General features: G+C 59.3%; 29 protein-coding genes. 13 read left to right on the forward strand and 16 right to left on the reverse strand.

Features of this window, described 5'->3' with window-relative positions; genetic code table 11:
* Nucleotides 1-73: 73 nt before the first annotated feature.
* Nucleotides 74-1,483, reverse strand: coding sequence for a class II fumarate hydratase (locus tag CFAEC_RS04420; protein WP_290279182.1), 1,410 nt, complete (start codon nt 1,481-1,483; stop codon nt 74-76).
* Between the two features lie 248 nt (nt 1,484-1,731).
* Between CFAEC_RS04420 and CFAEC_RS04425 the strand changes: the two genes are divergently transcribed.
* Nucleotides 1,732-2,496, forward strand: a complete 765-nt coding sequence (locus CFAEC_RS04425) for a GntR family transcriptional regulator (protein WP_290279184.1) — start codon at nt 1,732-1,734, stop codon at nt 2,494-2,496.
* Nucleotides 2,497-2,600: 104 nt separating this feature from the next.
* On the opposite strand, the gene CFAEC_RS04430 is transcribed toward CFAEC_RS04425, so the two are convergent.
* From CFAEC_RS04430 to glpX, 3 genes are all read right to left on the reverse strand, one after another.
* Complete coding sequence (locus CFAEC_RS04430; protein WP_290279186.1) at nt 2,601-2,798, reverse strand: hypothetical protein; 198 nt, start codon at nt 2,796-2,798, stop codon at nt 2,601-2,603.
* Nucleotides 2,799-2,887: 89 nt separating this feature from the next.
* Entirely contained in the window at nt 2,888-3,115 is a 228-nt protein-coding gene (locus tag CFAEC_RS04435; protein ID WP_290279187.1) for a hypothetical protein, read from the reverse strand.
* A 177-nt stretch (nt 3,116-3,292) separates the two neighbouring features.
* A complete protein-coding gene (glpX, locus tag CFAEC_RS04440; RefSeq protein ID WP_290279188.1) occupies nt 3,293-4,300 on the reverse strand; it encodes a class II fructose-bisphosphatase in 1,008 nt (335 codons plus the stop codon).
* A gap of 270 nt (nt 4,301-4,570) precedes the next feature.
* Between glpX and CFAEC_RS04445 the strand changes: the two genes are divergently transcribed.
* Entirely contained in the window at nt 4,571-5,146 is a 576-nt protein-coding gene (locus CFAEC_RS04445; protein ID WP_290279190.1) for a DUF4245 domain-containing protein, read from the forward strand.
* A 167-nt stretch (nt 5,147-5,313) separates the two neighbouring features.
* Here CFAEC_RS04445 and CFAEC_RS04450 read toward each other — a convergent pair whose 3' ends face one another.
* Nucleotides 5,314-5,562, reverse strand: coding sequence for an exodeoxyribonuclease VII small subunit (locus CFAEC_RS04450; protein ID WP_290279191.1), 249 nt, complete (start codon nt 5,560-5,562; stop codon nt 5,314-5,316).
* A gap of 96 nt (nt 5,563-5,658) precedes the next feature.
* Nucleotides 5,659-6,900, reverse strand: a complete 1,242-nt coding sequence (gene xseA / locus CFAEC_RS04455) for an exodeoxyribonuclease VII large subunit (protein ID WP_290279193.1) — start codon at nt 6,898-6,900, stop codon at nt 5,659-5,661.
* A 144-nt stretch (nt 6,901-7,044) separates the two neighbouring features.
* On the opposite strand from xseA, the gene CFAEC_RS04460 reads away from it, so the two are divergent.
* On the forward strand, nt 7,045-8,022 hold the full coding sequence (locus CFAEC_RS04460; protein ID WP_290279194.1) for a 4-hydroxy-3-methylbut-2-enyl diphosphate reductase: 978 nt from the start codon (nt 7,045-7,047) through the stop codon (nt 8,020-8,022).
* A gap of 44 nt (nt 8,023-8,066) precedes the next feature.
* Here CFAEC_RS04460 and CFAEC_RS04465 read toward each other — a convergent pair whose 3' ends face one another.
* The 4 genes from CFAEC_RS04465 to CFAEC_RS04480 form a co-directional block, all read right to left on the reverse strand.
* Entirely contained in the window at nt 8,067-8,816 is a 750-nt protein-coding gene (locus tag CFAEC_RS04465) for a DUF6542 domain-containing protein (protein WP_290279195.1), read from the reverse strand.
* 92 nt (nt 8,817-8,908) lie between these two features.
* On the reverse strand, nt 8,909-10,339 hold the full coding sequence (locus CFAEC_RS04470; protein ID WP_290279196.1) for an AI-2E family transporter: 1,431 nt from the start codon (nt 10,337-10,339) through the stop codon (nt 8,909-8,911).
* Nucleotides 10,340-10,434: 95 nt separating this feature from the next.
* Nucleotides 10,435-10,617 (reverse strand): methionine/alanine import NSS transporter subunit MetS, encoded by a 183-nt coding sequence (gene metS, locus CFAEC_RS04475; protein ID WP_290279197.1) that lies wholly within the window; start codon nt 10,615-10,617, stop codon nt 10,435-10,437.
* A gap of 5 nt (nt 10,618-10,622) precedes the next feature.
* Nucleotides 10,623-12,290 carry a sodium-dependent transporter gene (locus CFAEC_RS04480; protein ID WP_290279198.1) on the reverse strand — a complete coding sequence of 556 codons (1,668 nt, stop codon included), beginning with the start codon at nt 12,288-12,290 and terminating at the stop codon, nt 10,623-10,625.
* A gap of 226 nt (nt 12,291-12,516) precedes the next feature.
* Between CFAEC_RS04480 and ychF the strand changes: the two genes are divergently transcribed.
* The 3 genes from ychF to CFAEC_RS04495 all read left to right on the forward strand — a co-directional run bounded on the left by ychF (nt 12,517) and on the right by CFAEC_RS04495 (nt 14,832).
* On the forward strand, nt 12,517-13,602 hold the full coding sequence (gene ychF, locus CFAEC_RS04485; protein ID WP_290279199.1) for a redox-regulated ATPase YchF: 1,086 nt from the start codon (nt 12,517-12,519) through the stop codon (nt 13,600-13,602).
* 106 nt (nt 13,603-13,708) lie between these two features.
* Nucleotides 13,709-14,149, forward strand: coding sequence for a YtoQ family protein (locus CFAEC_RS04490; protein ID WP_290279200.1), 441 nt, complete (start codon nt 13,709-13,711; stop codon nt 14,147-14,149).
* Entirely contained in the window at nt 14,146-14,832 is a 687-nt protein-coding gene (locus CFAEC_RS04495; RefSeq protein WP_290279201.1) for a hypothetical protein, read from the forward strand. Before CFAEC_RS04490 ends, CFAEC_RS04495 begins: the two co-directional genes overlap by 4 nt.
* A gap of 58 nt (nt 14,833-14,890) precedes the next feature.
* On the opposite strand, the gene CFAEC_RS04500 is transcribed toward CFAEC_RS04495, so the two are convergent.
* Entirely contained in the window at nt 14,891-15,391 is a 501-nt protein-coding gene (locus CFAEC_RS04500) for a GNAT family N-acetyltransferase (RefSeq protein ID WP_290279203.1), read from the reverse strand.
* Between the two features lie 167 nt (nt 15,392-15,558).
* Here CFAEC_RS04500 and CFAEC_RS04505 point away from each other — a divergent pair, with 167 nt between their 5' ends.
* The 5 genes from CFAEC_RS04505 (at nt 15,559) to CFAEC_RS04525 (ending at nt 20,884) form a co-directional block, all read left to right on the forward strand.
* The gene (locus tag CFAEC_RS04505; RefSeq protein WP_290279802.1) at nt 15,559-15,930 is read left to right on the forward strand and encodes a carboxymuconolactone decarboxylase family protein; all 372 of its coding nucleotides are present in this window, start codon (nt 15,559-15,561) and stop codon (nt 15,928-15,930) included.
* 112 nt (nt 15,931-16,042) lie between these two features.
* On the forward strand, nt 16,043-16,540 hold the full coding sequence (locus tag CFAEC_RS04510) for a 2'-5' RNA ligase family protein (protein WP_290279205.1): 498 nt from the start codon (nt 16,043-16,045) through the stop codon (nt 16,538-16,540).
* 545 nt (nt 16,541-17,085) lie between these two features.
* On the forward strand, nt 17,086-17,409 hold the full coding sequence (locus tag CFAEC_RS04515) for a DUF485 domain-containing protein (protein ID WP_290279207.1): 324 nt from the start codon (nt 17,086-17,088) through the stop codon (nt 17,407-17,409).
* Nucleotides 17,410-19,023 carry a monocarboxylic acid transporter gene (locus CFAEC_RS04520; RefSeq protein ID WP_290279208.1) on the forward strand — a complete coding sequence of 538 codons (1,614 nt, stop codon included), beginning with the start codon at nt 17,410-17,412 and terminating at the stop codon, nt 19,021-19,023.
* A gap of 112 nt (nt 19,024-19,135) precedes the next feature.
* On the forward strand, nt 19,136-20,884 hold the full coding sequence (locus CFAEC_RS04525; protein ID WP_290279209.1) for a SulP family inorganic anion transporter: 1,749 nt from the start codon (nt 19,136-19,138) through the stop codon (nt 20,882-20,884).
* A gap of 12 nt (nt 20,885-20,896) precedes the next feature.
* Here the strand turns inward: CFAEC_RS04525 and ehuA are convergent, their stop codons facing one another.
* The 4 genes from ehuA to CFAEC_RS04545 all read right to left on the reverse strand — a co-directional run bounded on the left by ehuA (nt 20,897) and on the right by CFAEC_RS04545 (nt 24,173).
* Entirely contained in the window at nt 20,897-21,664 is a 768-nt protein-coding gene (gene ehuA, locus CFAEC_RS04530; RefSeq protein WP_290279803.1) for an ectoine/hydroxyectoine ABC transporter ATP-binding protein EhuA, read from the reverse strand.
* A gap of 13 nt (nt 21,665-21,677) precedes the next feature.
* Nucleotides 21,678-22,283, reverse strand: coding sequence for an amino acid ABC transporter permease (locus CFAEC_RS04535; protein WP_290279804.1), 606 nt, complete (start codon nt 22,281-22,283; stop codon nt 21,678-21,680).
* A gap of 110 nt (nt 22,284-22,393) precedes the next feature.
* On the reverse strand, nt 22,394-23,158 hold the full coding sequence (locus CFAEC_RS04540) for an amino acid ABC transporter permease (RefSeq protein ID WP_290279210.1): 765 nt from the start codon (nt 23,156-23,158) through the stop codon (nt 22,394-22,396).
* Nucleotides 23,159-23,258: 100 nt separating this feature from the next.
* Nucleotides 23,259-24,173, reverse strand: a complete 915-nt coding sequence (locus CFAEC_RS04545) for a transporter substrate-binding domain-containing protein (protein ID WP_290279211.1) — start codon at nt 24,171-24,173, stop codon at nt 23,259-23,261.
* Nucleotides 24,174-24,435: 262 nt separating this feature from the next.
* Between CFAEC_RS04545 and CFAEC_RS04550 the strand changes: the two genes are divergently transcribed.
* Nucleotides 24,436-24,930, forward strand: coding sequence for a DoxX family protein (locus CFAEC_RS04550; protein ID WP_290279212.1), 495 nt, complete (start codon nt 24,436-24,438; stop codon nt 24,928-24,930).
* A 10-nt stretch (nt 24,931-24,940) separates the two neighbouring features.
* Nucleotides 24,941-25,327 (forward strand): hypothetical protein, encoded by a 387-nt coding sequence (locus tag CFAEC_RS04555; RefSeq protein WP_290279213.1) that lies wholly within the window; start codon nt 24,941-24,943, stop codon nt 25,325-25,327.
* A gap of 1 nt (nt 25,328) precedes the next feature.
* On the opposite strand, the gene CFAEC_RS04560 is transcribed toward CFAEC_RS04555, so the two are convergent.
* A complete protein-coding gene (locus CFAEC_RS04560) occupies nt 25,329-26,579 on the reverse strand; it encodes an NAD(P)/FAD-dependent oxidoreductase (protein ID WP_290279214.1) in 1,251 nt (416 codons plus the stop codon).
* Nucleotides 26,580-26,700: the final 121 nt, after the last annotated feature.

The raw sequence follows: 26,700 nt of genomic DNA on the forward strand, positions 1-26,700 counted from the left end.
TGGGTCTACGGGCACATAAAAAGGGGCAGGGCACCGAAGTGCCCTGCCCCTTATCTAGTTGCTAAACGGGTGTTTAGAACTTCTGCTTGCGGTCGGTGTTGGCCATCGCGAGAACGTCCAGACGCTTGTCCAGCTCTTCCTCGGTCAGCTTCTCACCGTCGACAAAGCCCATGTCGATGACGGTCTGGCGGATGGTCTTGCCCTCTGCCAGCGCAGCCTTGGCGACCTTCGCGGCGGCTTCGTAGCCGATGGCGGAGTTCAGCGGGGTGACAATGGACGGGGAGGACTCGGCCAGCTGCTTCATGTGCTCCTCGTTGGGAACAATGCCATCAACCAGGCGGGTGGCGAACACGCGTGCGGTGTTGGCCAGCAGGCGGGCGGACTCGAGGACGTTGCGTGCCATCACGGGGATGAACACGTTGAGCTCGAACTGGCCCTGGGTGCCGGCGAAGGCAACAGCGGCGTCGTTGCCGATGACCTGGGCGGAGACCTGGGTGGCGGTCTCGCACAGGACGGGGTTGACCTTGCCCGGCATGATGGAGGAACCTGGCTGCAGGTCGGGCAGCTGGATCTCGCCGAGGCCGGTCAGCGGGCCGGAGCCCATGAGGCGGATGTCGTTGGCGATCTTGTAGAAGGAGACGGCGACAACGCGCATCGCGCCGGAGAACTCGACGAGGGCGTCGCGGTTGGCCTGTGCCTCGAAGTGGTTGGCTGCTTCCTGCAGCTCCTTGACGCCGGTGTACTCGACGAGGACGTCAACGACCTTAGCGCCGAAGTCAGCGGAGGTGTTGATGCCGGTGCCGGCGGCGGTGCCACCGATGGCCAGCTCGCCCAGGCGTGGCAGGGTGGCTTCGATGCGCTCGATGCCGAGCTGGATCTGGCGGGCGTAGCCACCGAACTCCTGGCCCAGGGTGACCGGGACGGCATCCATGAGGTGGGTGCGGCCGGACTTGACCACGGAATCCCACTCGGTGGCCTTCTTGGCCAGGGACTCGTGCAGCACCTTCAGGCCCGGGATCAGGTCATTGACAGCAGCTTCGGTGGCGGCGACGTGGGTCGCGGTGGGGAAGGTGTCATTGGAAGACTGACCCATGTTGACGTGGTCATTGGGGTGGATCTCGGTGCCCTTGGCCTTCGCGATGGATGCGATGACCTCGTTGGTGTTCATGTTGGAGGAGGTGCCGGAGCCGGTCTGGAAGACATCGATCGGGAACTCGGCGTCGTGCTCGCCGGTGGCGATCTCCTTGCCTGCTGCGATGATGGCGTCAGCCTTGTCAGGATCCAGTGCACCGGAGTCCTTGTTCACCTGCGCGCAGGCTGCCTTCAGCAGGCCCATCGCGCGGATCTGTGCGGATTCCAGACCACGACCGGAGATGGGGAAGTTCTCAACGGCGCGCTGGGTCTGTGCCTGCCACAGTGCCTTTGCCGGGACCTTCACTTCACCCATGGTGTCGTGCTCAATGCGGAATTCCTGCTCGGTCATGAAATCACTCATTTCTAACGTGGAGTCAAATACGGCTGGAGCCAATCCTACCTGGCGAGAAGGTGATTCTCACCGGCATGTCCCGTGAATGTGGGCTGGATCCATAATAATTATGACCGAATCACCCAGGGGGTACGGGTAAGGGGGTGTTTCCAACCGGGGATCACCGTGGGCAGTGCCTGCTCCATGGGGTAAAGGGCACCGGTTAATATCAATGGAGCATGCCTGTAGGGCCCAAGGAGAGAACCATGAGCGACGACCTCAGCACCCATGAGACCAATGATTCGTCGACGGCACACGATGAGGTGTTCCGGGAGAATCTGAGAAATCTGCTGATGCGCAACCTCGGCGTGGATGACCGGGAGGATTCCCTGGTTGCTCAGATTGCCGGTGATGTGGGCCTCCGGATCATCGAAGGTGACTTATTGCCCGGCGATGAGGTCAACTCTGTGGACCTGGCCAAACAGTTCGGTACCAGCCGCACCCCCGTGCGTGAGGCCCTGCTCGTGTTGGAGAAACACCGCATGGTTGAGGTGCCGGCGCGTCGACGCCCACGGGTTGCGGATTTCCTGGAGGTACCGGTCCGTGATCTGTACCATGCCCGTGCGCTGCTCACCGGTTTCATGGCGGAGTCCGTGTGTATCAACTGGCAGGGCAATCAGCTCGAGCCGATGCGGGCGCAGGTGGAGAAGATGCGTCTGGCCTTTGAGGCCGGGGACGTCAACGCGTTCTTCTGGGCCACTATCTCCTTCGGCGAGGGCGCGACGGAGATCTCCAACAATGGCATCATCGCAGGTTTTGTTGATTCCATCGGGATGTCCAGCCTGCGCCTGCGCCGCAGGTCGATGACGCTACCCGGGCGCATGGAGGAATCCTTCCGCGATCACCAGCGCCTGCTCACCGCCTTCGAGCGCCGTGACCGTCAGCTGGCCCGCGCGCTGGCCATGGGCATCATCCGCGATGCCTACCTGGCGCTGACCAACGGCAATCCGCAGAACTGGCAGATCAGCTGACCGCTTGTCGACGAAAAAACGGACGCCACTAATCCACCGTCGCTTCACATCGTGGTGCCACGACCACGCCGGTGGGAAGGTCTCCTCACCGCGGGGATTGCGTTCTAATTTGATGGGGTTGCCCAGAGCTTTGACGGCGGTTCCCTGCGGATTGGATAGGGCCAGGTCAAGGGTGTTGACCATGCTGACCGGAAGGCCGGCTCGATGATGGCCCCCAGTGCCTCCTTGTTCCACAGACGGTCACCATTGCGGATGAACCGTGGATCCTCGATCAACTCAGGGGAGCCGAGGACCTGTGCCATGGCCGCTGCCCTGGTAGGGGAGTATGGCCACGAGGTAGTCGAGCATGGAGATTCGGACACGCTTGCCCGGTACATCAGCCGGGGACGCATCAGCCAGGGACTCGAGGAGATCCTTGCACAGCAACCGGTAGTTGTCGTGGTTTCAGGAAACGTGGAATCAACGGGTAGATACCCTGACCTTCCAGCTCCGTCGAGATCTCCGGGTGGTTAAAAGACCACTCGGTGGCTGCTGCTGCGTTATCGAACAGACCAACGACAGGGCGCTCGTCACCGCCGTAACCGAGCCGGCCCGGCTCCTCCGGGGCTTGGATGTCCACACTAAAAGTCGGTGAGTGGACAGATTGCCCCTTGTTTTTACTCTTCGTCATCATTCCAGTGCTGCACATGGTGGCGGTGCTGCAAAAACAACAACCCACCCCGGTGAGAGATCCCGGGATGGGTTGTCAGAAAAACTGGGCGAGGGCAGCAAATAGTAGCCGCCCCGAACTTGAGGCTTAAGGAGCCACGCTGTAATCAATCACTGAGTATTCCTGCAGCTTGGCAAGCTGGTGGACGGACTCGATGTGGCGAATGGTGCCGGACTTGGAACGCATGACCAGGGAGCGGGTGGTGGCACCATTGGCGCGGTAGGAAACGCCACGGAGCATGTCACCGTTGGTCACACCGGTTGCCACGAAGTAGCAGTTGTCGGAGGACACCAGGTCATTGGTGTGCAGAACCTTGTCCAGTTCGAGACCGGCTTCATGTGCCTTCTTACGCTCGAAGTCATTCATCGGAGCCAGGATGCCCTGGATCTCTCCACCCATGCACTTCATGGCGCAGGCGGTGATGATGCCCTCCGGGGTGCCACCGGTGCCCATCATCATGTCAACGGAGTTGGAATCCTGCGCTGCGGCGACAGCACCTGCGACGTCACCGTCAGAGATCAGACGCACCTTGGCGCCCGCGCGACGGATATCAGCGATGAGTTCGATGTGTCGGGGGCGGTCGAGGACGATGACGGTGACATCGGAGGCGTTGATGCCCTTGGCCTTGGCCACGGCGTTGATGTTGTGCGCGACAGGCGCTTCAATGTCGACCTTGCCTGCGGCTTCGCGGCCCACAGCCAGCTTCTTCATGTAGAAGACTGCAGATGGGTCATACATGGAGCCACGCTCAGAAGCGGCGAGGACGGAGATGGCGTTGGGGCGACCTTCAGCCATGAGGGTGGTGCCATCAACCGGGTCAACGGCGATATCAACCTCGGCGCCGAATCCGGTGCCGACCTCTTCGCCGTTGTAGAGCATCGGGGCTTCGTCCTTTTCGCCTTCACCGATGACAACGACACCCTTCATGGTGACCGAGTTGATGAGCTTGCGCATGGCGTCCACTGCGGCACCGTCGCCCTCATTCTTCATTCCGCGTCCAACCCAACGTCCGGATGCCAGCGCTGCGGCTTCCGTAACGCGTACCAGTTCCATGGCCAGGTTACGATCCGGTTGTTCGGGGTGCAGTGCGTTCATGTGTGTGGCCTCCTGAGGGCGCTGAAGTTGCCTGCCTCGACTGGGTGGTATCGGCGCTGGTGCGCGATAGGTTGCCGGTTGAAGCGTGGTTCTAAACTAAATTTTCAACAAGACTGTAGCAAGATTCCGAAGCGATTCCTGCTAAATATTGGCACAGGTCAGTTACCGTGAGGGCTGACCCGACGCTTCCCTCATTCTTGCACCTTTCTTCGCTTCCGTTTGGTTTTACCGCACCCGAAAGAGGGGGAGGGGTAATTTTCATGCCATACTATGCGGGTGGCTGATAATCGACCGAGAATTTTCCAAGGAAGCAGGGACATCATTTTGTCCCTCATTGTCACAGGCATCGTCATGGTCGGTGCAGTGGGCTTCACCGGTATGTGTTCCTTTAATCCCGGGGCGCCGGAACAGGGACAGATTCCTCAGGTTGATGCCTCAACATTTATTTCTATGGAAGCCCGGGGCATGGAGTTCGCCGTGCGTGAGCCTGAGACCCCGGAAGGTTGGGTGACCAACTCCGCGAGGCGCGCCAGAGTCGATGACACCCCAGCACCCGTGATCGGTTATATCACCCGGGACACCGGCTACCTGCAGATGACCCAGACCGGTGAAGCTGTCCAGGATGCTGTTGAAGGTTATGACGGCAGATGGCGGGATTTCTCCGAGTCCTTTGAGCTCGACGGCGAAACCGTGGAGATCTTCACCTCCGAAGCCAGTGACGTCCGGGATCTGCGCGTTGTTGATCTGGGTGACGCACGGGTCATGGTTTCCGGCGCTGCAACTGATGAGGAGTTCGACGAACTGCTCTCCGCAATTATCGCCGCAGAGCCGATCCCGTCGGAGTAACTGAAGAGAAATTGAAGAGCAACTGAAGCATGTCCACATCGGACGGCCAGACCCCCTCGCACCTGAACTGCACCCATCAGGCGTGCTAGGGGGTCGACAACTTTTCTGAAGCCTGCAGGTCAAAGCAGTCAGATCAGCCCGTCCACTGATAGCAATACTTTCAGCTTCTACTCTCCCGAGTTGTTCAGCGCCTGCTCCACGCGCTTGGACGCACCGGCGAGATGTTCCTCGCAGCGCTTCGCCAGTGCCTCGCCACGTTCCCAGTACTTCAGGGATTCATCCAGCCCCATCTGGCCCAGCTCAAGGATCTTCACTATTTCCACCAGTTCATCGCGTGCCTGCTCGTAGGACAGGGAATCAACGGGCTCGAAGTCATAATTGCCGGCACCGGATCCGATCACATCGGGATTGGTCATTACTTCAGTTCTCCTCATTAGTTAAAGCTCATCAGTTAAATCTCAATGGTTAAAAACAGTCAGAAAATGCTGACGGAAGAGCTCAATGACTCAGCTTTAGTCAGACTTCTGCGCACCCATGGCCGCAGCAGTGATCGAGCCATCTGCGACGCGGATACGCAGCTGGCTGCCCGGTGGGGATTGTTCGATGGTGGTGACCACTTCGGGTGGTGTCCCGTCACGGGGAACCACCTGGACCACGGAATATCCCCGTGCGAGTGTCGCGGAGGGGCCGAGGGCGGACACCTGCGCGCGCAGAGAAGCCACCATGGATTGCTCCGAAACCAGCAGGTGATTGATATCGCGGCGCAGTAGTGCCACAGCACGCTCCACCTCCTCACGCCGACGCACGATCGGGGTCATCGGATCAGCCAGGACAGGCCGGGTTCGGATAGAAGCCAGCGCCTGCTGCTCGCGTGCCACCCAGCCGCGTAGGGCAGCGGCACTGCGATCGCGCAGCTGACGGATGAGCAGACGTTCCTCATTCACATCCGGCACCACACGTTTGGCGGCGTCGGTGGGGGTCGCGGCACGGAGATCGGCCACGTTGTCCAGGATGGGTGTGTCCGGTTCATGGCCGATCGCGGAGACCACCGGGGTCTGCGCCGCGGCCACCGCCCGCTGGAGTGCCTCCTCGGAGAAGGGGAGTAGGTCCTCCACAGAACCGCCACCGCGGGCGATGATGATCACGTCTACCGATGGGTCCTGATCCAGTTCCCCCAATGCAGTGACAATTTCCGGCACAGCGGAAGCGCCCTGCACAGCGGTGTTGATCACCTTGAACTGCACCTCGGGCCAGCGGTCGCGGGCGACACTGAGCACGTCATGTTCCGCAGCCGATCCACGGCCGGTGATCAACCCCACGCATTTCGGCAGGAACGGAAGGGGCTTCTTTCGGGAAGGGTCGAACAGTCCCTCCGCCGCAAGTTGTTTCCTGAGTTCTTCAATGCGTGCGAGCAGCTGACCGATACCCACAGGGCGGATATCAGTCACCCACAGTGAGAAGGTTCCCCGTCCGGCATAAAAAGCAGGCTTGCCATAAACGATGACGCGGTCACCGTCTTTGAGCGGGGTGGGGCGGTTCCGGATGATCTCGGTGGGACAGGTCAGTTGGACCGAGACCTCCTGCTCCACATCGCGCAGGGTCAGGTAGGACAGCTTCCAGTTCGGTTTGACGTTGATCTGGGCGAGCTGTCCCTCCACCCAGAGATGACCGAGTCTCTCCACCCAGTTCTTGACCTGGGTGTTGACTTCACGAACCGGCCAGGGGGTATCCGGCGTTGATTTCGCAGACGGCACAGGCGTGTGACCCTCCTTATTCCAGTGGCCTCAAGTGAATTTCACCCCAGTAATCATGGTTAAATGCATCTGAAACCACGGTCACCGGGGATGACCAGCTTCCTAGTCTAGGTGTTTCGGCAAAGGTTGGATACGCTGGGAGCCATGAGCTCACCTGTTACCAGCCAAAGCATCCAAACTGGAAAGAAGATCCTGCTTGCAGCCCCTCGCGGATACTGCGCCGGAGTAGACCGCGCAGTAGAAACCGTGGAGCGTGCACTGGAGGAATACGGCGCCCCCGTGTACGTGCGCAAGGAGATCGTGCACAACCGTTATGTCGTGGATACCCTCGCCGAGAAGGGTGCCATCTTTGTTGAAGAGGCTTCGGAAGCTCCGGATGGGGCACACATGGTGTTCTCCGCCCACGGCGTCAGCCCGGCGGTCCATGAGGAGGCCGCCGTCAAGAACCTCAAGACCATTGATGCTGCCTGCCCGCTGGTGACCAAGGTCCACAACGAGGTCCGTCGTTTTGATAAGCAGGGTTTCCATATTCTCTTTGTCGGCCATGAGGGCCACGAGGAGGTGGAGGGCACCATGGGGCACTCCATCGAGAAGACCCACCTGGTGGACGGGATCGAGAGCATTCCCCACCTTCCTGAGTTCCTCGCTGATGAGCCGAACCTCATCTGGCTGTCACAGACCACCCTGTCGGTGGATGAGACCATGGAGATCGTCCGCGAGCTCAAGCGCGTCTACCCACAGCTGCAGGACCCGCCATCCGATGACATCTGTTATGCAACCCAGAACCGTCAGGTAGCGGTCAAGGCTATTGCTGAACGCTGCGATCTCATGATCGTGGTCGGCTCCACCAACTCCTCCAACTCGGTCCGCCTGGTCGAGGTGGCCCTGCAGGCCGGTGCCAAGAGCGCCTACCTGGTTGATTACGCCCACCAGATCGATGATGCCTGGTTTGAAGGTGTAGAGACCATCGGTATCTCCTCCGGAGCATCCGTTCCAGAGATCCTTGTGCAGGGTGTCATCGAGCGCCTCGCCGGCTACGGCTATGACGACGTGGAAGAGGTCACCTCCGCCGCTGAGAAGATCGTCTTCGCCCTGCCCCGTGTGCTGCGTCCAGCCAAGTAACCAGAGCTGAGAAAAGCCCAACCTTTCATAAGGTTGGGCTTTTTCTAGCTGTACAGGTCATCGTCCACAGAGCGGCGCCTGCGCGCCGGGGGAGCTTGTCGACGCTCCGACGGGGGCGGGGGTCCAGCTGGTCCCGGGGTGAAATCCCCAGGATTGGGCGCCTGCTGGCGCCGCTCCCGGCTGCGCCGGATCAACTCATCAACGGTGACCTGACCGTCGCCCGTTGTTTCCTGCATCCTCCGGGATCGCACCCTGGATGACTGCTCGCGGGCACGGCTCGCTACCGTTGCGTTGGCCACGTCAGCTTCGCGCTGGGCGCGCCGGGCCTGCTCACCGCTGACCTGTTGGTGTTGGTGGTTGCGTCGCAGCAATCTGATCCGGACGATGCCAATGACGGCACACAGCACAGTCACCATGACCAGTGTGGGGAACATCTGCGCCAGCGGGTAGATGGCCGTGAGAATCGCGGTGGTGGAGAGACCCTGACCGCCGGCAATACCCTGTTGGGAGACAAACCAGGCGGTCATCGGGGTGAGGATGCCAAACAGCAGGGGAATGGATGCCACCGTCAGGAACAGTCCCCGGGCTTCCACCAGAAGTGCGATCGCGAGACTGCCGATGATGAAGATCAGCTGATAGGGCAGGCCCAGATTACCGAGCAGCAGGCTCAGCAACAGGCCGGTTATCAGGGACGCCAGGACGACAGAAGGGCCCGACCACGTGGGCAGACCCACGAACTGGGCCTGCTGGGCTGGTCTGGAACTTCTCCTCGGCGATGCTGATCCATGTGACACGTGTGATCACTTTACCGGTATCGGGTGGAAAACTGGACTTCACCGCCCGGTTTGCTCCGATCGGGTCCCCTATTCCTCGGGGAATACAGGGCTCATTTACGACGCCGCACAAGTTCAAACGCCCGTGAGGTGATCTTCCGTCCCTGTGAGAAGCGTTTCTTCAACATCGCCCGCCGGATCTCATTGGGGTCCTCCACCACAGGGACCTCGCGAACCCTGGCCAGGACGGTTTCTTCAGGCTTCTGTTCGGGCAGTGCACTGCGGTAATAATTGCGGCGCAGCTGTACACCGTTGTCTGCCGCATGCCGGGCGGCGTAGACCCCATAGGGGCTGATGTACGTGATATCTTCGGGTGCTTTCTCCCCGGCCCGCAGTGAGGTGAGGTCCTGGAAATAGCGGAAGGCCACGGCAATCATCGCAGCGACGGGAACCGCCAGGAACGCACCGATGATGCCGAATAGTGTGCCGCCGACTGTCACCGACAGCAGCACCATGACCGGGTGAATGTTCATCGCCTTCGACTGCAGCATCGGGGACAGGATATTGCCCTCGAGCTGTTGGACCGCCACCACGATGATGAGCACGATGACCGCCTCGGTGAATCCGAGTGACACCAGTGCGATGAGCACGGCCAGGGCTCCTGCGGTGAAGGCACCGACGATGGGGATGAAGCCCGCGACGAAGGTGATCACCGACAGTGCGAAGGCCATCGGCACACCCACTATCACCAGACCGATGCCGATGAACACGGCATCCACCGCTGAGACGATCGCCTGCGCGCGGATGAATCCCGCCAGTGTGGTCCACGCGCGGGTGAGCAGCTCTGTCAGATGCCAACCGGCCGTTTCACCCACCGCCTGACGTGCCCAGGGGAGGAAACGGTCACCGTCCTTGAGGAAGAAGAAGGTGAGCACCAGGACCACGCCGAGGGTGATGATCACGCTGGTGGCCATGCCCAGGCCGGAGAAGATCTCGCCGGCGATGGTGCCAGCCTGATTCTGTAGCCACCCTGCTACCTCGTTGAAGAAGTTGGCCAGATCATCGGAGTTCAGGTTGAAAGGTTCACCCTGCAACCACAACTGCACGCTGAGGATGCCATCAAATACCTGGTAATAAAGGGTCTGTGATTGCCGTGCAATGCTCGGCGCGATCAACCAGAATACCCCGGCGATCGCGGCGAAGAAGATGATGATGGTGGTTGCGGCTGCAGCCGCTGGTGGGAATTTCAGTTTCCGCAACCACATGTTCGGAGCGGATAACACCGTGCACACGATCAGCGCCAGGATCACCGGCAGCACACCACGCCAGAGTTGCCCCAGAATCAGCCAACCCACATAACCGGCGACGATGATGAGCAGCAGTCGCAGGCACCACATGGCCACCTGTCGGAGACTGTCGCCGATGACCACGGAGCGGTCTATGCGGGCCGGTTGATCCTCCGGATCGGATGCGGACACAGACGAAGGAGCCTCGTCGGTGTCGTGATCAACAAAGGCCTCGAGTTGTTCTGGAAAATCATCCATCCTTGCCACGGTTTCCCATTGTGCCCCTAAACGGGGCCATAAGCATGCAACACCCCCACCAAGCGCTTATCGACGCCCGCGAGGTGGTGCGGTGGTTAAGCGGTTGCGGTGCGGTCCAGCTCCTGCTCGATGAGGACGGTGTCAGTGGCATGTGGGGAGGTGCCGAAGGAACCGGTGCGCTCATCGGGCTCGCGGCGCAGCGCCAGGGCGCTGAAGACCAGTCCGCCCCAGATAACGACGATGAACAGGGTCATCATGATGATGGCTGTGGTGCTCATGGTGCTTACTTTCCTTCCGGAGTGGTGTTGATGACGATCGGCACCGTGCGGGCGCCCTCGGATGCCTCAAACGGTTCGAATGGTGCGGTGGAGGTCCACCGGCGTGGGCGGTGGAGTGAGCGGCGGAACTCCGGCAGAACACCGAAATCTGAACCGGGAGGCCCGTCCAGGCTCAGGTGGCCAGGCCACGGAATCATCGGTGCGACGATGGCCACGACGATGATGATGCCCAGCACCGCCCAACCGAAGAGGGCCACCTGAAGTTCGCTGTAGCCGCCATAAGGCTCCTGGACCAGTGAGATCAGTTCCTGGAAAAGGGTGAAACCCAGAACCAGGGTGGTGATGTTGACCACGCAGACACGCCAGACGGTGTTGACACGGAAGGAGGACACCGTGTTCAGGTGCATGGAGAACTCGTCGATGCGACGCAGCACCCAGTCGACCACAACCACCACGATCAAGGCGATGGCGACGATGCCCACGTTATTGGTGAATTTATCCATGATGTCCAGGGAAGCCAGTCCGGAGGTGGTGGAGAACAGGCCCAGGGACAGCACGGCCATGACCACACCTACGCTGATCGCCGCGGTCTTGCGCTTGAGATCCAACTTGTCCTTCACTGCAGAGACAACAACCTCCAGCAGCGAGAACAGGGAGGTGAACCCGGCGATGAACAGCGAGGCGAAGAACAGGAAACCGAAGAGGCCACCCAGTGGCATCTGGTTGATGATGGCAGGGAAGGCCACGAAGGCCAGACCGATGCCCGAGGTGGCCACCTCATCCACCGCCACGTTGGACTGCACAGCCATGAAGCCGAGGGCTGCGAAGACACCGATGCCGGCCAGTACCTCGAAGGAGGAGTTGGCAAAACCTGTGACCAGACCGGTTCCGGTGAGGTTGGTGCGGGGCTTCAGGTATGAGGAGTAGGTGAGCATGATGCCGAAACCGACGGACAGTGAGAAGAAGATCTGGCCATAGGCCGCCACCCACACGGTCGGGTTCTGCAGCGCGGCCCAGTCAGGGGTGAAGAGGGCATCGAGGCCGACCTCAGCGCCCGGCAGGAATACTGCGCGGATACAGACGATGAAGAAGATGACCACCAGGATCGGCATGAAGATCATCGACACCTTGCCGATGCCCTTGTCCACGCCCACCGCCAGAACAGCGATGGCCAGCACCCACACGATGAACAGCGCGATGGCGATCTGCGGGACGATATCCAGGGAGAAGGCAGATTCGGCGTCGAACTGCAGGAACTCACTGAAGAAGTAGGTGTCCGGGTCATCACCCCAGGCCTGGTTCAGTGATTTGAACGCATAAAGTCCGGCCCAGGCGATGATCGCCGCGTAGTAGATGGTGATGAAGAAGGCGATACCCACCTGGATCCAACCGAGGGATTCAGAGCGCTTTTTAAAACGTCGAAAAGCAAGCGGCGCACTGCCGCGGTACCGGTGGCCGAACGCAAAGTCCAGGAACAGCAGCGGGATGCCGGCGGTCAGCAGCGCAATCATATAGGGGATGAGGAAGGCGCCACCACCGTTGTCGTAGGCAACGTAGGGGAATCGCCAGATATTGCCGAGGCCAACGGCCGAACCGATGGCGGCGAGCATGAAGACATAACGGGAGGAAAAAACTTCACGGCGCTGAGGGCCGGTTTTGGATGGCGAAGACATCGTTGACGCTCCATTGATCAAGGAGAAACACGGGGGAGTGGTCGCCAGGACTGAACCACGGGGGTAGATGTGGTCGCTCTGAAACCGAAGAACGGATGTGCGATGAAATTACCATAGGAAAGTGACCTGGACTACACGCCCTCCCCTGTTAGCTGCGATCCCCGCGCCGGGGTTAGTCAGAGGCCTTCTACCTGCTTGGGGGCAAGACTTGATAGGATGACTGCCCGTGAGCCTTACTCTTGGAATTGTCGGCCTGCCCAATGTTGGCAAGTCCACGCTTTTTAATGCCCTGACCCGTAATGATGTGCTGGCTGCGAACTATCCGTTCGCCACCATCGAACCGAATATCGGCCTGGTTGAGCTGCCGGATGACCGCCTGCCACGCCTGGCTGAGATCTTCGGCTCCGAGCGCATCCTGCCCGCCACCGTGTCCTTCGTGGACATCGCCGGCATCGTCAAGGGTGCCTCCGAGGGCGAGGGCATGGGCAACGCCTTCCTGGCTAATATCCGCGAGGCGGACGCCATCTGCCAGGTGGTCCGCGCCTTCAGCGATGACAATGTCATCCACGTCGACGGCCGTGTCGACCCCTCCGCTGATATCTCGGTGATCAACACCGAGCTGATTCTGGCTGACCTGCAGACCATCGAAAAGGCCATCCCACGCCTGGAGAAGGAATCCCGCAAGGACAAGTCCCTCGTGGACACCCTCAACGAGGTGAAGAAGGCACAGGCCGTCCTCGAAGATGACCGCACGCTCTTCTCCGCCGACAAGACCGGTGAAGTCGACCTTGCCCTGATCCGCGATCTGCACCTCATGACCGCCAAGCCGTTCCTCTACGTCTTCAACTCCGATGAAGAGGTGCTTACCGACGACGCCAAGAAGGACGAACTCCGCGCCCTCGTCGCACCAGCTGACTGCGTGTTCCTGGATGCCCAGACCGAAACCGAATTGCTGGAACTGGACGATGACGAAGCCGCTGAGCTTCTCGAATCCGTCGGCCAGACCGAACCGGGCCTGCACTCCCTGGCACGCGCCGGCTTTGAAACCCTCGGCCTGCAGACCTACCTCACCGCAGGCCCGAAGGAAACCCGCGCCTGGACCATCCGTAAGGGCGACACCGCCCCCCAGGCTGCCGGCGTCATCCACTCCGACTTCGAACGTGGCTTCATCAAGGCCGAAATCGTCTCCTTCGACGACCTGGAATCCGCAGGCTCCATGGCAGAAGCCAAGGCCCAGGGCAAGGTCCGCCAGGAAGGCAAGGACTACGTCATGGCCGACGGCGACGTGGTGGACTTCAAGTTCAACGTTTAACCCGGTTCTCCGGTGCTCGATCCTGGTTCAAATCTTTAAAGTATTAGGCTGGCTAGACAAGGAAGCAGAATGATTCCGTCTACACCCGATACAGGAGTTTTGAGCCATGAGTTTCACAGTTTATCTTTCCGGCGAAATCCACACCGATTGGCGGGAACAAATCCAACGTGGCGCCGAGGCCGCCGGGCTGGATGTGGTGTTCACCGCACCGGTGACAGACCACCCTGCGAGCGACGCAGCCGGCGACCATCTGGGCGAAAATGATAACCAGTTCTGGCGTGATCACCAGTCCGCCAAGGTCAATGCGATTCGCACCCGCACCCTGATCGAGCAGAGCGACCTGGTGGTGGTGCGTTTCGGCGACAAGTACAAGCAGTGGAACGCCGCCTTCGATGCTGGCTACTGTGCCGCGCTGGGCAAGCCCTATGTGACGCTCCACGATGCAGAGATCATCCATCCACTCAAGGAAGTTGACGCCGAAGCTCAGGCCTGGTGCACGACAACCGACCAGGTGGTGGAGACCCTCAAGTACGTACTCAAAGCGTGAGTGACTCCGAAATCCTCGTGATGCTCGCATCCGAGGCAACCGCTGCCGAACGCTCCTTATATGAACTTCTGGTGCGCCGTCGTTCAGCTTCCGCTAAAGAGTTGGCCGAAATAGACACGGCGATTGAACAGGTCCGGGATCTTAAGAAAGATATTTCTGAGCAGGCTGCAACAATTACAGCGCGCCAGATCGAGGAACGACTCCAGCAGGCACGGGACTCAGCTGATCCGGATGGGCCTCGGTTGGATCTGGACAACTTTGTGCGTGCCCTGGACCAGGGACTCGGTTGGCGCCGGGACGAGAGCTCTTATATTGAAGACGGCATTCGAAAGCTTCCGACCTTCAGCATTGTCGCTGCCTGGGATGATGGTTCATTCATCCATTTCGTGCTTCACGTTGTGGCAGGAGCCCAGGATGGATACCTGGGTTATTGCTATGAAGATGACCCTTCCAGATGGTCTTGGCGGGTAGCTGATGTGGAGATGCAGGAAGTGAGTGTGCTCAGCGACATGTGGTTCTATGGTGAGAACCTCGTGCCGAAAATCGTCGGCGCAGAAGCGGACGAAATTCGCTGGCAGGTTCCAGTTCCCGACAAGTATCTCCCGCCGAGTGTGGAAGAGCTTCGTTCGGTGGATCTGGGGAAGTCGACATGGATTAGCCCCGTCTATTTCCAGGAATCCTAGAAGACTGTCCCGAACGCGCAGTTTGTTAACGCTGCGCTGTGGACTTTAAGTTAAACCATTATGTCTGTTGGCACACTGTGTCAGTCCACAGCATGACGCCGTCCGCTTCCCGGCCTGAAACGTCGGTGAAGCCTTCGCTGGCGTAGAGCTGTCGAGCGGGATTGCCAGACTCAACCGACAGGCTAACAGCAGAGAGTTTTCTCTTTCGAGCTCCGAGAATGGCGGCGCGTAAGAGCATGCGTCCAAACCCACTGCCACGCTCGGTGTCACGCACCCAGATGCTGAGCTCCGGGGTCTCCTCATTCACAAAGCCATAACCTGGGTCGGTAGCTGGATGGAATTGGAGCCACACGACCCCGGCTAGCGAAGAACCACGCTCTGCCACCAACCCGAAATCCCCATGTTCTGGATGCAATCGTGTGTAGCGGAAAAACTCCGGGCTATCAGTTATATCTTCTCGGGTGAGTCTTTCTCCGCACCAGTTCAGGTTGCCAAGCGTTGCCTCCACGAGGAGGTCGTGGTTCTGCACTTCCAGGCTCCGTATCGCGATGCGTTCCATAGCTCAACGGTACTCAGGGTTGTTCCTGATCCAGGCAACTCTGGGGGTTGAGTTCTGCGCGCTTCGACGTTAGGGAGACCGGTTCATAGTCAGTGGGTGATCGATGAGAGTTCGATCCTCAGCTAGCCTGGTTGAGGACAATGATCAGAGATCCCGAGGAGGATACTGTGGAATTAAGCATGGATAAAGGCAATCAGTTCGTCAAAGAGACCCAGTCCCCAGAAGGTGCAGCAGCCTGGAAGCAACAGCTGGATGAATTCGCCCCGGGCGCGTCTGACTGGGTGGTTGGCGCGGTGTTCGGCGGAACTTATCAGCGGGATGGCCTGGAACTGCGGGACCGCCAGATGCTCAACATGGCTGCCTTGGCTGCCATGGGTGGAACTGAGCCGCAGTTGACAGGACATATCAAGACTGCGGTGGAGTCGGCCGGGATGAGCAAGGAAGAAGTCGCCGAATGCTTCGTCCACCTCATGCCTTATATCGGCGTACCGAAGACTCTCGCTGCCATGCGGTGCATGAAAGCGGCATTCGAGGACTGAACAATCGGGATTGGAAGGCTCCGGTGAGGATCAGAGAGCTGAGCCTTCCTCCGACGTTCTGGAAAATTGTTGATTCATTTTGCGCGATGAGGAAACGGTGGAAACACAGGTCATGACTTCGCCCGAGAACATCCTGCTTCACCTTCGGGATGAACAGGAACAGCAGATTCGTGACATATTCTCGCTCCTCGAAGCGCGGGGATTTCCTGCACAGCAGCAGACGCCTCACATCACTATTACGTTTTCACAGGCCATGCCCGCCGATGTGGTTCAGCATGCCACTGAACTGCTTCCACCCGTGATACCTGCCCGCTTTCAGAGAATGGGCACCGTTGTATTCGGAACGAAGCGTAAGCAGACTGTTGCGTGGCTACTGGAAACCTCGGATGAGTTGGAGATTGCTGCCCGTCGTATCAGTGCGCTCAACCCAGATGGTCGGGGTCCCCGCTGGATTCCACATTTGACGATGGGGTTAAGGCTGCCACGTGAGATTGTCCCAGACTATATCCAAGCCCTGGATGCGGTGACGTCTCCCCATCTCAAGGAACTTACGGCTGTGCGAGCAGTTTTCTGGAGACCAGGGGTGCAGAAACTCACTGTCTTGGCCTGAAGGCTTGAGCAGTATTGATCAGGTACTGGATCCCCGGACCGTGCTGTCTCATTCCTTCTTCTCCATGGCACCAGATTTGTGGTTGAGGCAGAAAAATTAAAAGGTCTGGTACTCACGCGAGCCTGCGAAAGCAAAGCTGCCTGGGGAGGTGTCCGGAAATTGAAAGAGCGATCTTCTGGAGGGCTCCATGCGGGGGAGTGGGGTTATTGAGTCAGCTACCCCCGAAGTATGGGTTTGGTCAGATTGGATGGCGCGCATCCATACATGTTCGGAAAGTGAACAAAGTTCACAAAAACCTGGGAAAACTCCCTGATGAGTGCCGGAAATGTAAAGATTCTTCTTTGCAGAATTCGCAAGCGATCCCTTCTTCACATCTTTGCTAATGGTGTGATTTGCATCGCTAGGGCCCTGTGACCTGCGTCAAATTGACGGCATGATTTTACTTGTATATTGTCACACACGTTCTTAACAACGTGGCTTGAGTCACTGATTCTCTAAGGTGGATCATGAATCCTTCTGCCCCTACCCCTGAAGAGTTCCTCGAAATGAGTGAATCTCAGGAGTTCGGCGAACTGCGCAGTACTTTCCGTAAGTTTGCCTTCCCCATCACCATCGCCTTCCTGGTGTGGTTCTTCTTCTACATCATCATCGCCACCTACGCGACGGACTTCGTGTCCACTCCCGTCTACGGCGTCATCAATATCGGCATGGTCCTCGGTCTCGCACAGTTCGTTACCGCAGGCCTGATTACTTGGGCGTACGTCCGTTTTGCTGATAAGAAACTAGATCCTGCAACAGCTGCCATCCGTGGCCAGCTGGAGGATCGCTCCCCAGTGGCGAACGCCCACCCTGAAGGACAGGTGAACTAAATGCACACCCTGGCAGCTGAGCAGGTTTCCACGGGAAACCCGATCCTCAACATCTCCATTTTCATTCTGTTCATCGTGGTCACCATGACCGTGGTGGTCCGGGCAACCCGCACCACCTCCCAGAAGGGCACCGACTTCTACACCGGTGGCGCATCCTTCTCCGGTACCCAGAACGGCCTCGCCATCTCTGGTGACTACCTCTCCGCCGCAGCCTTCCTCGGTGTGACCGGCGCCATCGCGCTGAATGGTTACGATGGCTTCCTCTACTCGGTCGCCTTCCTGATCGCCTTGCTCGTTGCGCTGGTTCTCGTTGCTGAACCACTCCGTAATACGGGTCGTTTCACCATGGCTGATGTGCTGTCCTTCCGCCTCAAGCAGAAGCCCGTTCGCCTGGCCGCCGCCATTTCCACCCTGGCAATCTCACTGTTCTACCTCATCGCTCAGATGGCCGGTGCCGGTGGACTTGTCGCCCTGTTGCTGGGCATCAACGGTGCTGCAGCCCAGGCTGTGGTTGTTGCCATCGTCGGTGTCCTGATGATCGTGTACGTCCTCGTCGGCGGCATGAAGGGCACCACCTACATCCAGATGATCAAGGCGGTTCTGCTCGTCGGTGGTTCCATCGTGATCACCCTCCTGACTTTCTTCGCAGTGAAGGGCGGATTCAATGCCGTCCTCGAGGCCGCAGTGCTGAACCACCCACAGGGTGACGCTATCCTCAGCCCGGGTCTGCAGTACGGTGCCAACGAGCTGACCAAGCTGGACTTCATCTCCCTGGGGGCCGCACTCGTTTTCGGTACCGCAGGTCTGCCACACGTGCTCATGCGCTTCTACACCGTGCCAACCGCCAAGGAAGCACGCGGCTCCATGACCTGGACCATCGCGATTGTTGCGCTCTTCTTCCTCATGACCGTGGTCATGGGTTACGGTGCAGCCGCACTCGTAGGTGCTGACCAGATCGCCAACGCCCCGGGTGGTGCGAACTCCGCAGTCCTCCTGCTGGCATCCCGTGTCGGTGGCACCATCTTCATGGCCATGATCTCTGCAGTTGCATTCGCCACCATCCTCGCTGTGGTCGCAGGTCTAGCCATCACCGCCTCAGCTTCTGTTGCTCACGATATCTACAACTCGGTGATCCGCGACGGCAAGGCAACTGAGGAGGAGCAGGTCCGGGTCTCCCGTATCACTGTGATCGTCATCGGCCTGCTGTCCATTGTTCTGGGTATCGGTGCGATGGGACAGAACATCGCCTTCCTGGTGGCACTCGCCTTCGGCATCGCAGCCGCAGCGAACCTGCCAACCATTCTGTACTCCCTGTACTGGAAGCGCTTCAACACCACCGGTGCACTGTTCTCCATCTACGGTGGTCTGCTGACCTCGGTCATCCTGATCATCTTCTCCCCGGCGGTGTCCGGTGCAGCAACCTCCATGTTGCCGAATGCCGACTTCGCATGGTTCCCGCTGACAAACCCGGCGATCATCGCGATCCCGACCGGTTTCCTCCTGGGCATCATCGGTACCTTCCTGGGCAAGCCTGACAACTTCCCACTCAAGCGCGCTGAGATGGAAGTCCGCTCCCTGACTGGAGTGGGCGTCGAAAAGCCTGTTGAGCACTAAGCAATAACCAGGCGCACGATAAGTAGAGGGCCTTCGGAGTTCATCAGAACTCCGAAGGCCCTCCCTTTGTTCTTGGCGTGCTGTGGTTTACGGGTCGGGGTAATCTCGACGTATGAAAGGTGACAGAGCAGCGTGGGAGCGTTTTCTTCCCGGTGTGGCAGCGCTGCGCCGCTATGAGCGTCCCTGGCTGCGCGGTGATGTTGTTGCTGGCGTGACCGTTGCTGCCTATCTGGTGCCCCAGGTGATGGCATATGCCGTTATCGCCGGACTGCCCGCAGTGGTTGGGCTCTGGGCGACGCTTGCACCGATGTTCATTTATTTCTTCCTGGGCACCTCACGGAAGCTGTCGATTGGGCCGGAATCCACCACAGCCCTGATGACCGCAGCCGGTGTTGGGGCCCTGGTCGGGGCTGCTGGCGGGCCGGATCGTTACGCTGAGGTAGCTGCTATCCTCGCCATCGCGGTTGGAATCGTCTGCATCATCGCTTTCATCGCGCGACTGGGTTTTCTCACCACACTGTTGTCCCGCCCCGTACTGATCGGGTATCTCATCGGTATCGCCCTGCTCATGATCGTGAGCCAGCTCGGGAAAGTGACCAAACTCAATACAGAAGGGGAGGATTCCTACGGGGAGATCAGGTCTTTTCTTTCCCAGCTCCCTCAAGTGCACCTGCCGACGGTGGTGCTGGCCGTTGCTGTTCTCATCTCCTTGTATGTGGCCACGTGGCTGCTCCCCAAATGGCCATCCGCACTCCTGGTCCTGCTGATCGCCGGTGCCGTTGTGGCCATCTTTAATCTGGAGCGTCTCGGGCTGGAGGTCATCGGTGAGGTACCCCGTGGCCTTCCTGAGCCACGGCTTCCAGACCTTGGGGATCTCGAGATCTGGTCGCTATTGCCGTTTGCAGTGGGGATCGCCATCGTCGGGTTTTCAGACAATATCCTCACCGGCAGAGCTTTCGCGTCCGGCAGGGGAGAGGTCATTGATTCGAATCAGGAGCTGCTGGCTTTGGGCACCGCCAACATGGCCAACGGTTTTCTGCAGGGGTTTCCAGTTTCCTCCAGTGGCTCCAGGACAGTGCTCGGGGATGCTGCCGGGGCCAGAACACAGGTGCATTCCCTCGTGGTGATCCTTGCAGTGGTGATGGTGCTCATGTTCGCTGGGCCTGTTCTGGAATCTTTCCCGGATGCCGCGCTCGGAGCCCTGGTTATCTATGCAGCCACCCAATTGATCGATATCACGGAGCTCCGACGCATAGGTAGGTTCCGGCGTAGTGAACTTGTCATCACGGCGGCCACCGCAGCTGCCGTGGTGATTTTCGGTGTGCTGGTGGGGATCGGATTCGCCATTGCACTGTCGATTCTGGATCTGATCCGACGCATCACCCGGCCCCATGCTGATGTCCTTGGTTATGCACCCGGGGTTCCAGGGATGCACAGTCTGGAAGACTATGAAGACGCAACCGCGGTTCGGGGACTGGTTGTTTTCCGCTACGATTCACCACTCTTCTTCGCCAACGCGGAGAACTTCGTGGCGCGCGCACTACAGACGGTTGATGGTTCCGAAGTGCCGGTGGAATGGTTCCTTCTCAACGCCGAGGCGAACACCGAAATCGATCTCACCGCTGTGGATGCCCTGGAGGAATTACGTGCCCAGTTGGAACAGCGGGGAATCCGTTTCACCCTCGCGCGGGTTAAACAAGACCTGTACCGGCGTCTTGAGCCCACCGGTTTCATCGATCTCATCGGTGAGGACTATATTTTTGAAACCCTCCCGACAGCAGTGAGGGCATACGTGGAGTACTACCGCAATCAGCACGGGGAACTCCCCGAGGGTGTACCCCGGGAAATCATCGAGCCGTGAGAACAACTGGTCTTATAGTCCGCTGCCCAGCACCGCGGAGAGAAACTCCTGGGTGCGTTTCTCCTGTGGCTGCGTGAAGATGGTGTGTGGGGATGCAGACTCCACGATTCTGCCGTTGTCCAGCATCATCACCCGGTCGGAGACATCCCGGGCGAAGGACATCTCGTGTGTCACGATCAACATGGTCACGTTCGTGCTTGCCGCAATGTCACGCAGAATGCCGAGTACCTCCACCACCACCTCCGGATCCAGGGCTGAGGTGACTTCATCCAGCAGGAGAATCTCTGGATCCATGGCCAGCGCACGGGCGATGGCCACTCGCTGTTGCTGCCCACCCGACAGCGATGTGGGATGGGCATCCGCCTTGTCCGGTAGTCCAACCTTCTCCAGGAGTTCCTTAGCTCTCCTGATGGCCTCCTTCTTCGGGATCCCCAGGACATGGACCGGTGCCTCGATGATGTTCTCTAACACCGTCATGTTGGGAAACAGATTGAATTGTTGAAACACCATGCCAATCTTGGTGCGGATCCTCTTCTGTTCTTTCGCGGATACCGGCGTCCTCCTGCCGTTTTTCTCCACATGGGTCAAGGGTTCCCCGTTGATGAAGATGAAACCATCGGTGAGGCTCTCCAAGGTCATTACCAGGCGCAGGATGGTGGTTTTTCCCGAACCGGAGGGACCGATCAGTGTGACACGTTCGCCCTGACGCACGGTGAAGTTGAGGTTGTTGAGCACGGTGTGGTCCCCGAAGGATTTGCCCACATCCCGGAATTCGATCACCGGGGTGGTTGGGTCAGTGGGCGTAGGCAAGTCGTTTCTCCAATCGGTTGACAAGAATAGCTGTGGGGTAGCTGGCGGCCAGGAAAATAAGGCCGGCGATGGTGATGACTTCGTTGTAGCGGTAGGTGAAGCCACCGATCGCCAGGGCGGTGTTCACCATCTCCATGACCGCGATGGAAATGAGGAAGGGGGATTCCTTGAACATGGAAATGGCGTAGTTTCCCAGTGATGGGACGGTGGATCGGAGGGCCTGAGGGATGATCACCTTTGACCAGGCACGACGTGGTGACATCGATAGGGCGGTGATTGCCTCCCACTGTCCCTTCGGAACCGATTCGATTCCAGCCCGGTACACCTCGGACATATACGTTGCATAGTGGACGCCGAATACAAGGATGCCGATGGTGAGGGGTTCCAACCAGACCATGCCGTAAAACACCATGAGAAGTTGAACGATGATGGGCGTCATGCGGATGAAATCCGCAATCCAGCGCACCAACAAGGACAGGGGCCGGGGGAGTAACCGGATCAGGATGGCGATGACCAGCCCGAGAACCGTGGCGATCGCGGTGCCGAGCACAGTAACCAGCAGGGTGACCTTGAAAAAGGCTTCCAGCATCTCGGGGAGAACCTCCCACGCGAAATCCCAGCGCCAGAAACTGGTCCGATCTTGGATATCAGGTGTGTCAATGTTGGCGGAGGCCAGTAGATCTGTTGTTTTCAGCTGAGTCATCGCGGGCCTCCCTGGGACTGATTGCCTGTAGGCGCCATGGATCTACCACCTGTGCCCACGTGGAGGGTGGGTTTCAGGGAGAGCACTTCCTTCAGACTCGGACCCCTGCCGAGGCGGAACTTGGCGCGTACCTCCAGCAGGTGCATGCCCCAGGTGATGACGAGCGCGAGGAGAAAATAACCGATGAGCCCGGTGATCGCGAGAGCGAAGAACCAATCGGTAACACGACGAAGCTGCAGTAGTTCGAAGGTGAACTCACTGAGTCCGACGATATACACGATGGAACTGCCCTTGAGCAGATGCACCCAGAGATTGGTGAGGGAGGGGAGCATGAGGGCCCAGGCTTGGGGGAAGATGATGCGTCTCATCTTGTGCGACCAGGACATCGACAGGGCGGTGGTGGCCTCCCACTGTGCCTTGGGCACCGAGGTGATGGAGGCACGGACAGCTTCAGCGGCGTAGGCACCGTAGTTGAGACTGAGTGCCGCCACTCCGACGGTGAAAGCATCAAGCTGCGGGCCGAAAAGGGGCAGGACATAGTAGAGCCAGAACAGTTGCACCAACAGGGAGGTTCCGCGGAAGAATTCAATAATGATGCGGGCCGGTAGCCGGAGGATGAATTTCGGGCTTCCCGCTGCAAGCCCGAATACGATGGCGAGGATGAAGGCAAGGAACCCACTGATCACGGTCAGCTGGATGGTCAGCCACATCCCGTCCCAGAGCAGCGGTGCCCGTGATATGAGTGCGTCAAAGTTGTCCACGAGATGTCCAATGAGAGTTGGCGGATACCATTGCAGGTGGGCAATCACGATTGGGCACTGGCCGGTTGGTCACCTGCAACGGTAGTCGGGCGCGGGGATCTTAGTCCTCGATGTCCTGGAGAGCTTCCAGGTCACCGGCGCAGAGATCCTGCGCGGTCATATCCATCGGGGGCACTTCGGCCTCGGTGAAGCCGTAGTCGCTGAGGATCTCCAAGAGCTCACCGGATTCCTTCAGTGCAGCCAGGTGCTCGTTGTACTCATTGAGTGTCTCGGTATCGTCAAGACGGAAAACCGTTGAGCCTGCGCCGTATTGTTTGACGCCGTTGATCTCCTGGACAAAGCCTTCGGTGACTTCGACCCCGCTGGCATTCTCGGCCATTTGATTGAGAGAGATCGCAGTCATGGCGAAGACATCGGAGCGTCCACCCTGAACCATCTCCAGACCTTCATCGGCGCTGCCTACACCCTGGTAGTCCAGGCCCATCTCGGTGGCGTAGTTGGCTTCGATACCTGCGGTGAGGACAGAGAGCGTGATATCTTCCCCGTTCTCAATGGCTGCCTGCACATCATCCAGTGTGTACACGTCGAAGGGGTTTCCTTCCTCGACCACCAGGGCAGTTGTGTACATGATCTCCGGTTCTGCAAACGCTGCTTCGCGGCAGCGGTCAGGGGTGATCGACATCCCGGCGGAGATCGCATCGAAGCGTTCCGCCTGCAGTCCGGGAATGAGGTTGTCCCAGTTGACCAGGTCGGCTTCCACGTCAAAACCCATCTCCTCGCCGAAGATCCGCTCAGCCAGCGCCACGGTGGCACCTTCCGGATCACCGGAGTCATTGAGATAGGAGTAGGGCACCTCGCCGGCGATGCCGATGGTCAAAACCTCACCTCCGTTCCCTTCATCGCTTGTGGCGTCATCTGAATCATCGGCAGTGCCACAGGCCGTGAGCGTCAGTAGGAGGGTGGCTCCGATCGCAGCGGTGGATAGAGTGTTTTTTCTTGAACGTGAGAACATCATGTGTACCTCTTCTTAGGAATTTAGGATCTTCGTGCCTTCTGCCTCTCGGCCTCTGTGCGGTTTTATCTCAGCTCCTCATAAGAATGTGCAGGTAAATCTGATGGTACGTGAATGTGATGGGCGTCACTGCGGGTTTGCTGGTTCATTGCAGGGAAATTGATCAATCACACCCTTTTCAGGTGGTTTTTCCGGTTCTTGGAGGGGTGATGCCCGGCCTGGACGAACGCCGCGCCGCGGACCTTATTCCCCACAAGGCGTAATAATGGGCGCTATGACAACAGCGAACACCACAGACCACACCCCACGGGGCGATGGCGGAGGAGCCAACAAGAAGGGCCGTTTTGCCCGCGCGGTCAGGACCGTGGCCCGAATCGGGCTCGGCGGTGCCCTGCTGGGGGCTGGAATCGGTCACCTGACCACCTTGCGGGAGGAGTTCCAAGCACAGGTACCCAACTGGATTCCCGTGGATGATGATGTCGTGGTGGTGGCTTCCGGCGTGGTGGAGATCGGATTAGGTGCGGCGCTCATCCTCGCACCACGCATTGCCAGGCCGTGGGTGGGCACCGCCACCGCCGCGTTCTTCATTCTTATTTTCCCGGGCAATATCGCCCAGTATGTTGAGGGAACTGACGGCTTCGGCCTGGACAGCGACAGATCGAGACTGATCCGGTTATTCTTCCAACCACTGCTGGTGATCTGGGCACTATGGTCCACCGGCGCCTGGGGCTGGCTGCGACAGCGTTTCACCAGGTCCTGAGAAGCGCGTCATGGGCCTGATGATGGTAACCGCACTCGGCGGAGCTGATCTGGAAAACGCCTGGCAGCGGTATCTCTATCCCCGGAACTGGGATTCCTGGGCACCCCACCTCACCGGCGTGTCAAGTGATACCCCGGAGATTATGGCTGGCACCCGGGGCACCGTGAAGGTCGTCCACTTCTTCACCGCCCACTTCCGGATCTTGCACGTGGACACCGCTGCCAGAACCTGGACGTGGAGGGTGCGGTTCGGCCCTTTCCGGCTTCTGCTTGAACACGGCCTCGACCGTGATTGTGCGGGCACCCGTGCCTGGATCAGGATCTGGGGCCCCACACCGTTTCTGGTCCTGTACCGGCCGCTGATGACGTGGGCCCTGCACCGTTTGGTCCGGGGGTGATCTATCCCCTGATCAAACCGGTGATGGCACGGGCTGCACGGTCACCTGACATCAGTGCCCCGTTGATGGAGGCGGTATCGCGGTGATCACCGGCGACGAAAACCCGATCACTGATGCGCTGGGGTTTCCTGTCCAGCAGAGGCGGGCGTTGTTCGGGCAGTGCATGGGGCACGTCATGTCGGGTGATCAGTTCCCAGGAAGCAGTGGAGGTGGCATACATCCGTTCCAGATCTGCCCGGACCTCTGATTCGCTGGTGGGCGCCCCACCCAGGAGGGTGGTGGCTTCGATGAGATGGCGTCCTGAAGGTGCATAGGAAGGCGCCACATTCGAGACCACCGCCGCGTGCAACACCGGTCCGGCAGCGCCCCCACCCGGTCGGGAGGCATCCATCAGGATGAACCCGTCCGAAGCTGGAGGGGTGTCCGCGCTGAACCACCAGGTACTCAGCCCCTTCATGCGTGGTGCGGTGATATCGGTGAGATCGGCCGCCCCCACCGGGTCGGTTGCCACCACCACTCGTTGAGCCCTGAATGTTCCGGCTGACGTATCCACGGTGACGCCGTTGCCATGATCGTGGATACCGGTCACGTCATGATCTGTCAGTGGGCGTTCGTGCAGCGACGATGCCAGCTGTTCGGGCAGCGCCTGCATGCCATCACGGGGCAATCCCGGGGAACCGAAAGCGAAGGCACGCAGCAGAATCCGGGTGAAGTTGGCGGAGGAGGTGCCGTCGGCGTCGGCAAGCACACCTGCCAAAAAGGTGTCCAGGACGTTTCGGCGCAGCGGCCCGGTGATGCCTGCGCGGTCAAATGACCTGGCCAGGGAGGTGTCGCGGGTCGCGCGGAGGGAGACACTTTCGCGCAGCAGCGTAGGCCCCAGCCAGCGGGCCAGGGCGATGAGTTCGCCGGGACGGAGGTAGCCGCTCCCCAGGGTCTGTGGCAGCAGACCGGGGTGACGCAGAGGGTGCGCGAGTGTGGAGATTCCCCGGGCATCCCTGAGCTTCACACCCACTTCGAAGTGTTGTAGATCAAGCGACTTCGCATCAACCCATTTGCGAACCGAACTGTAGGCGGGGTTGAGGACCTGAAATCCTCGGTCAAGCTGGAAACCGTCGAAGCGGTCGGTGCGCATTCTGCCCCCGACGGCATCATCACGTTCCAGGACAACAACCCTCAGGCCCTCATCCTGCAGTCTCCGGGCAGCCTGCAGGCCAGCTAGACCTGCGCCGATCACAATGACATCCGCTTCCATCGTTCTCCTTCATCCGGGGGTTCCCGAGTCTAGTGAAAACCGCGGTGCGGGTAACCTCGGGCTCACCACGAAACACCACAAAGGAGCGGGGGGACACCATCACCACCAGGCCGGGAACACC

Origin of the sequence: Corynebacterium faecale (genome assembly GCF_030408735.1) — a bacterium.
Lineage (GTDB): Bacteria > Actinomycetota > Actinomycetes > Mycobacteriales > Mycobacteriaceae > Corynebacterium > Corynebacterium faecale.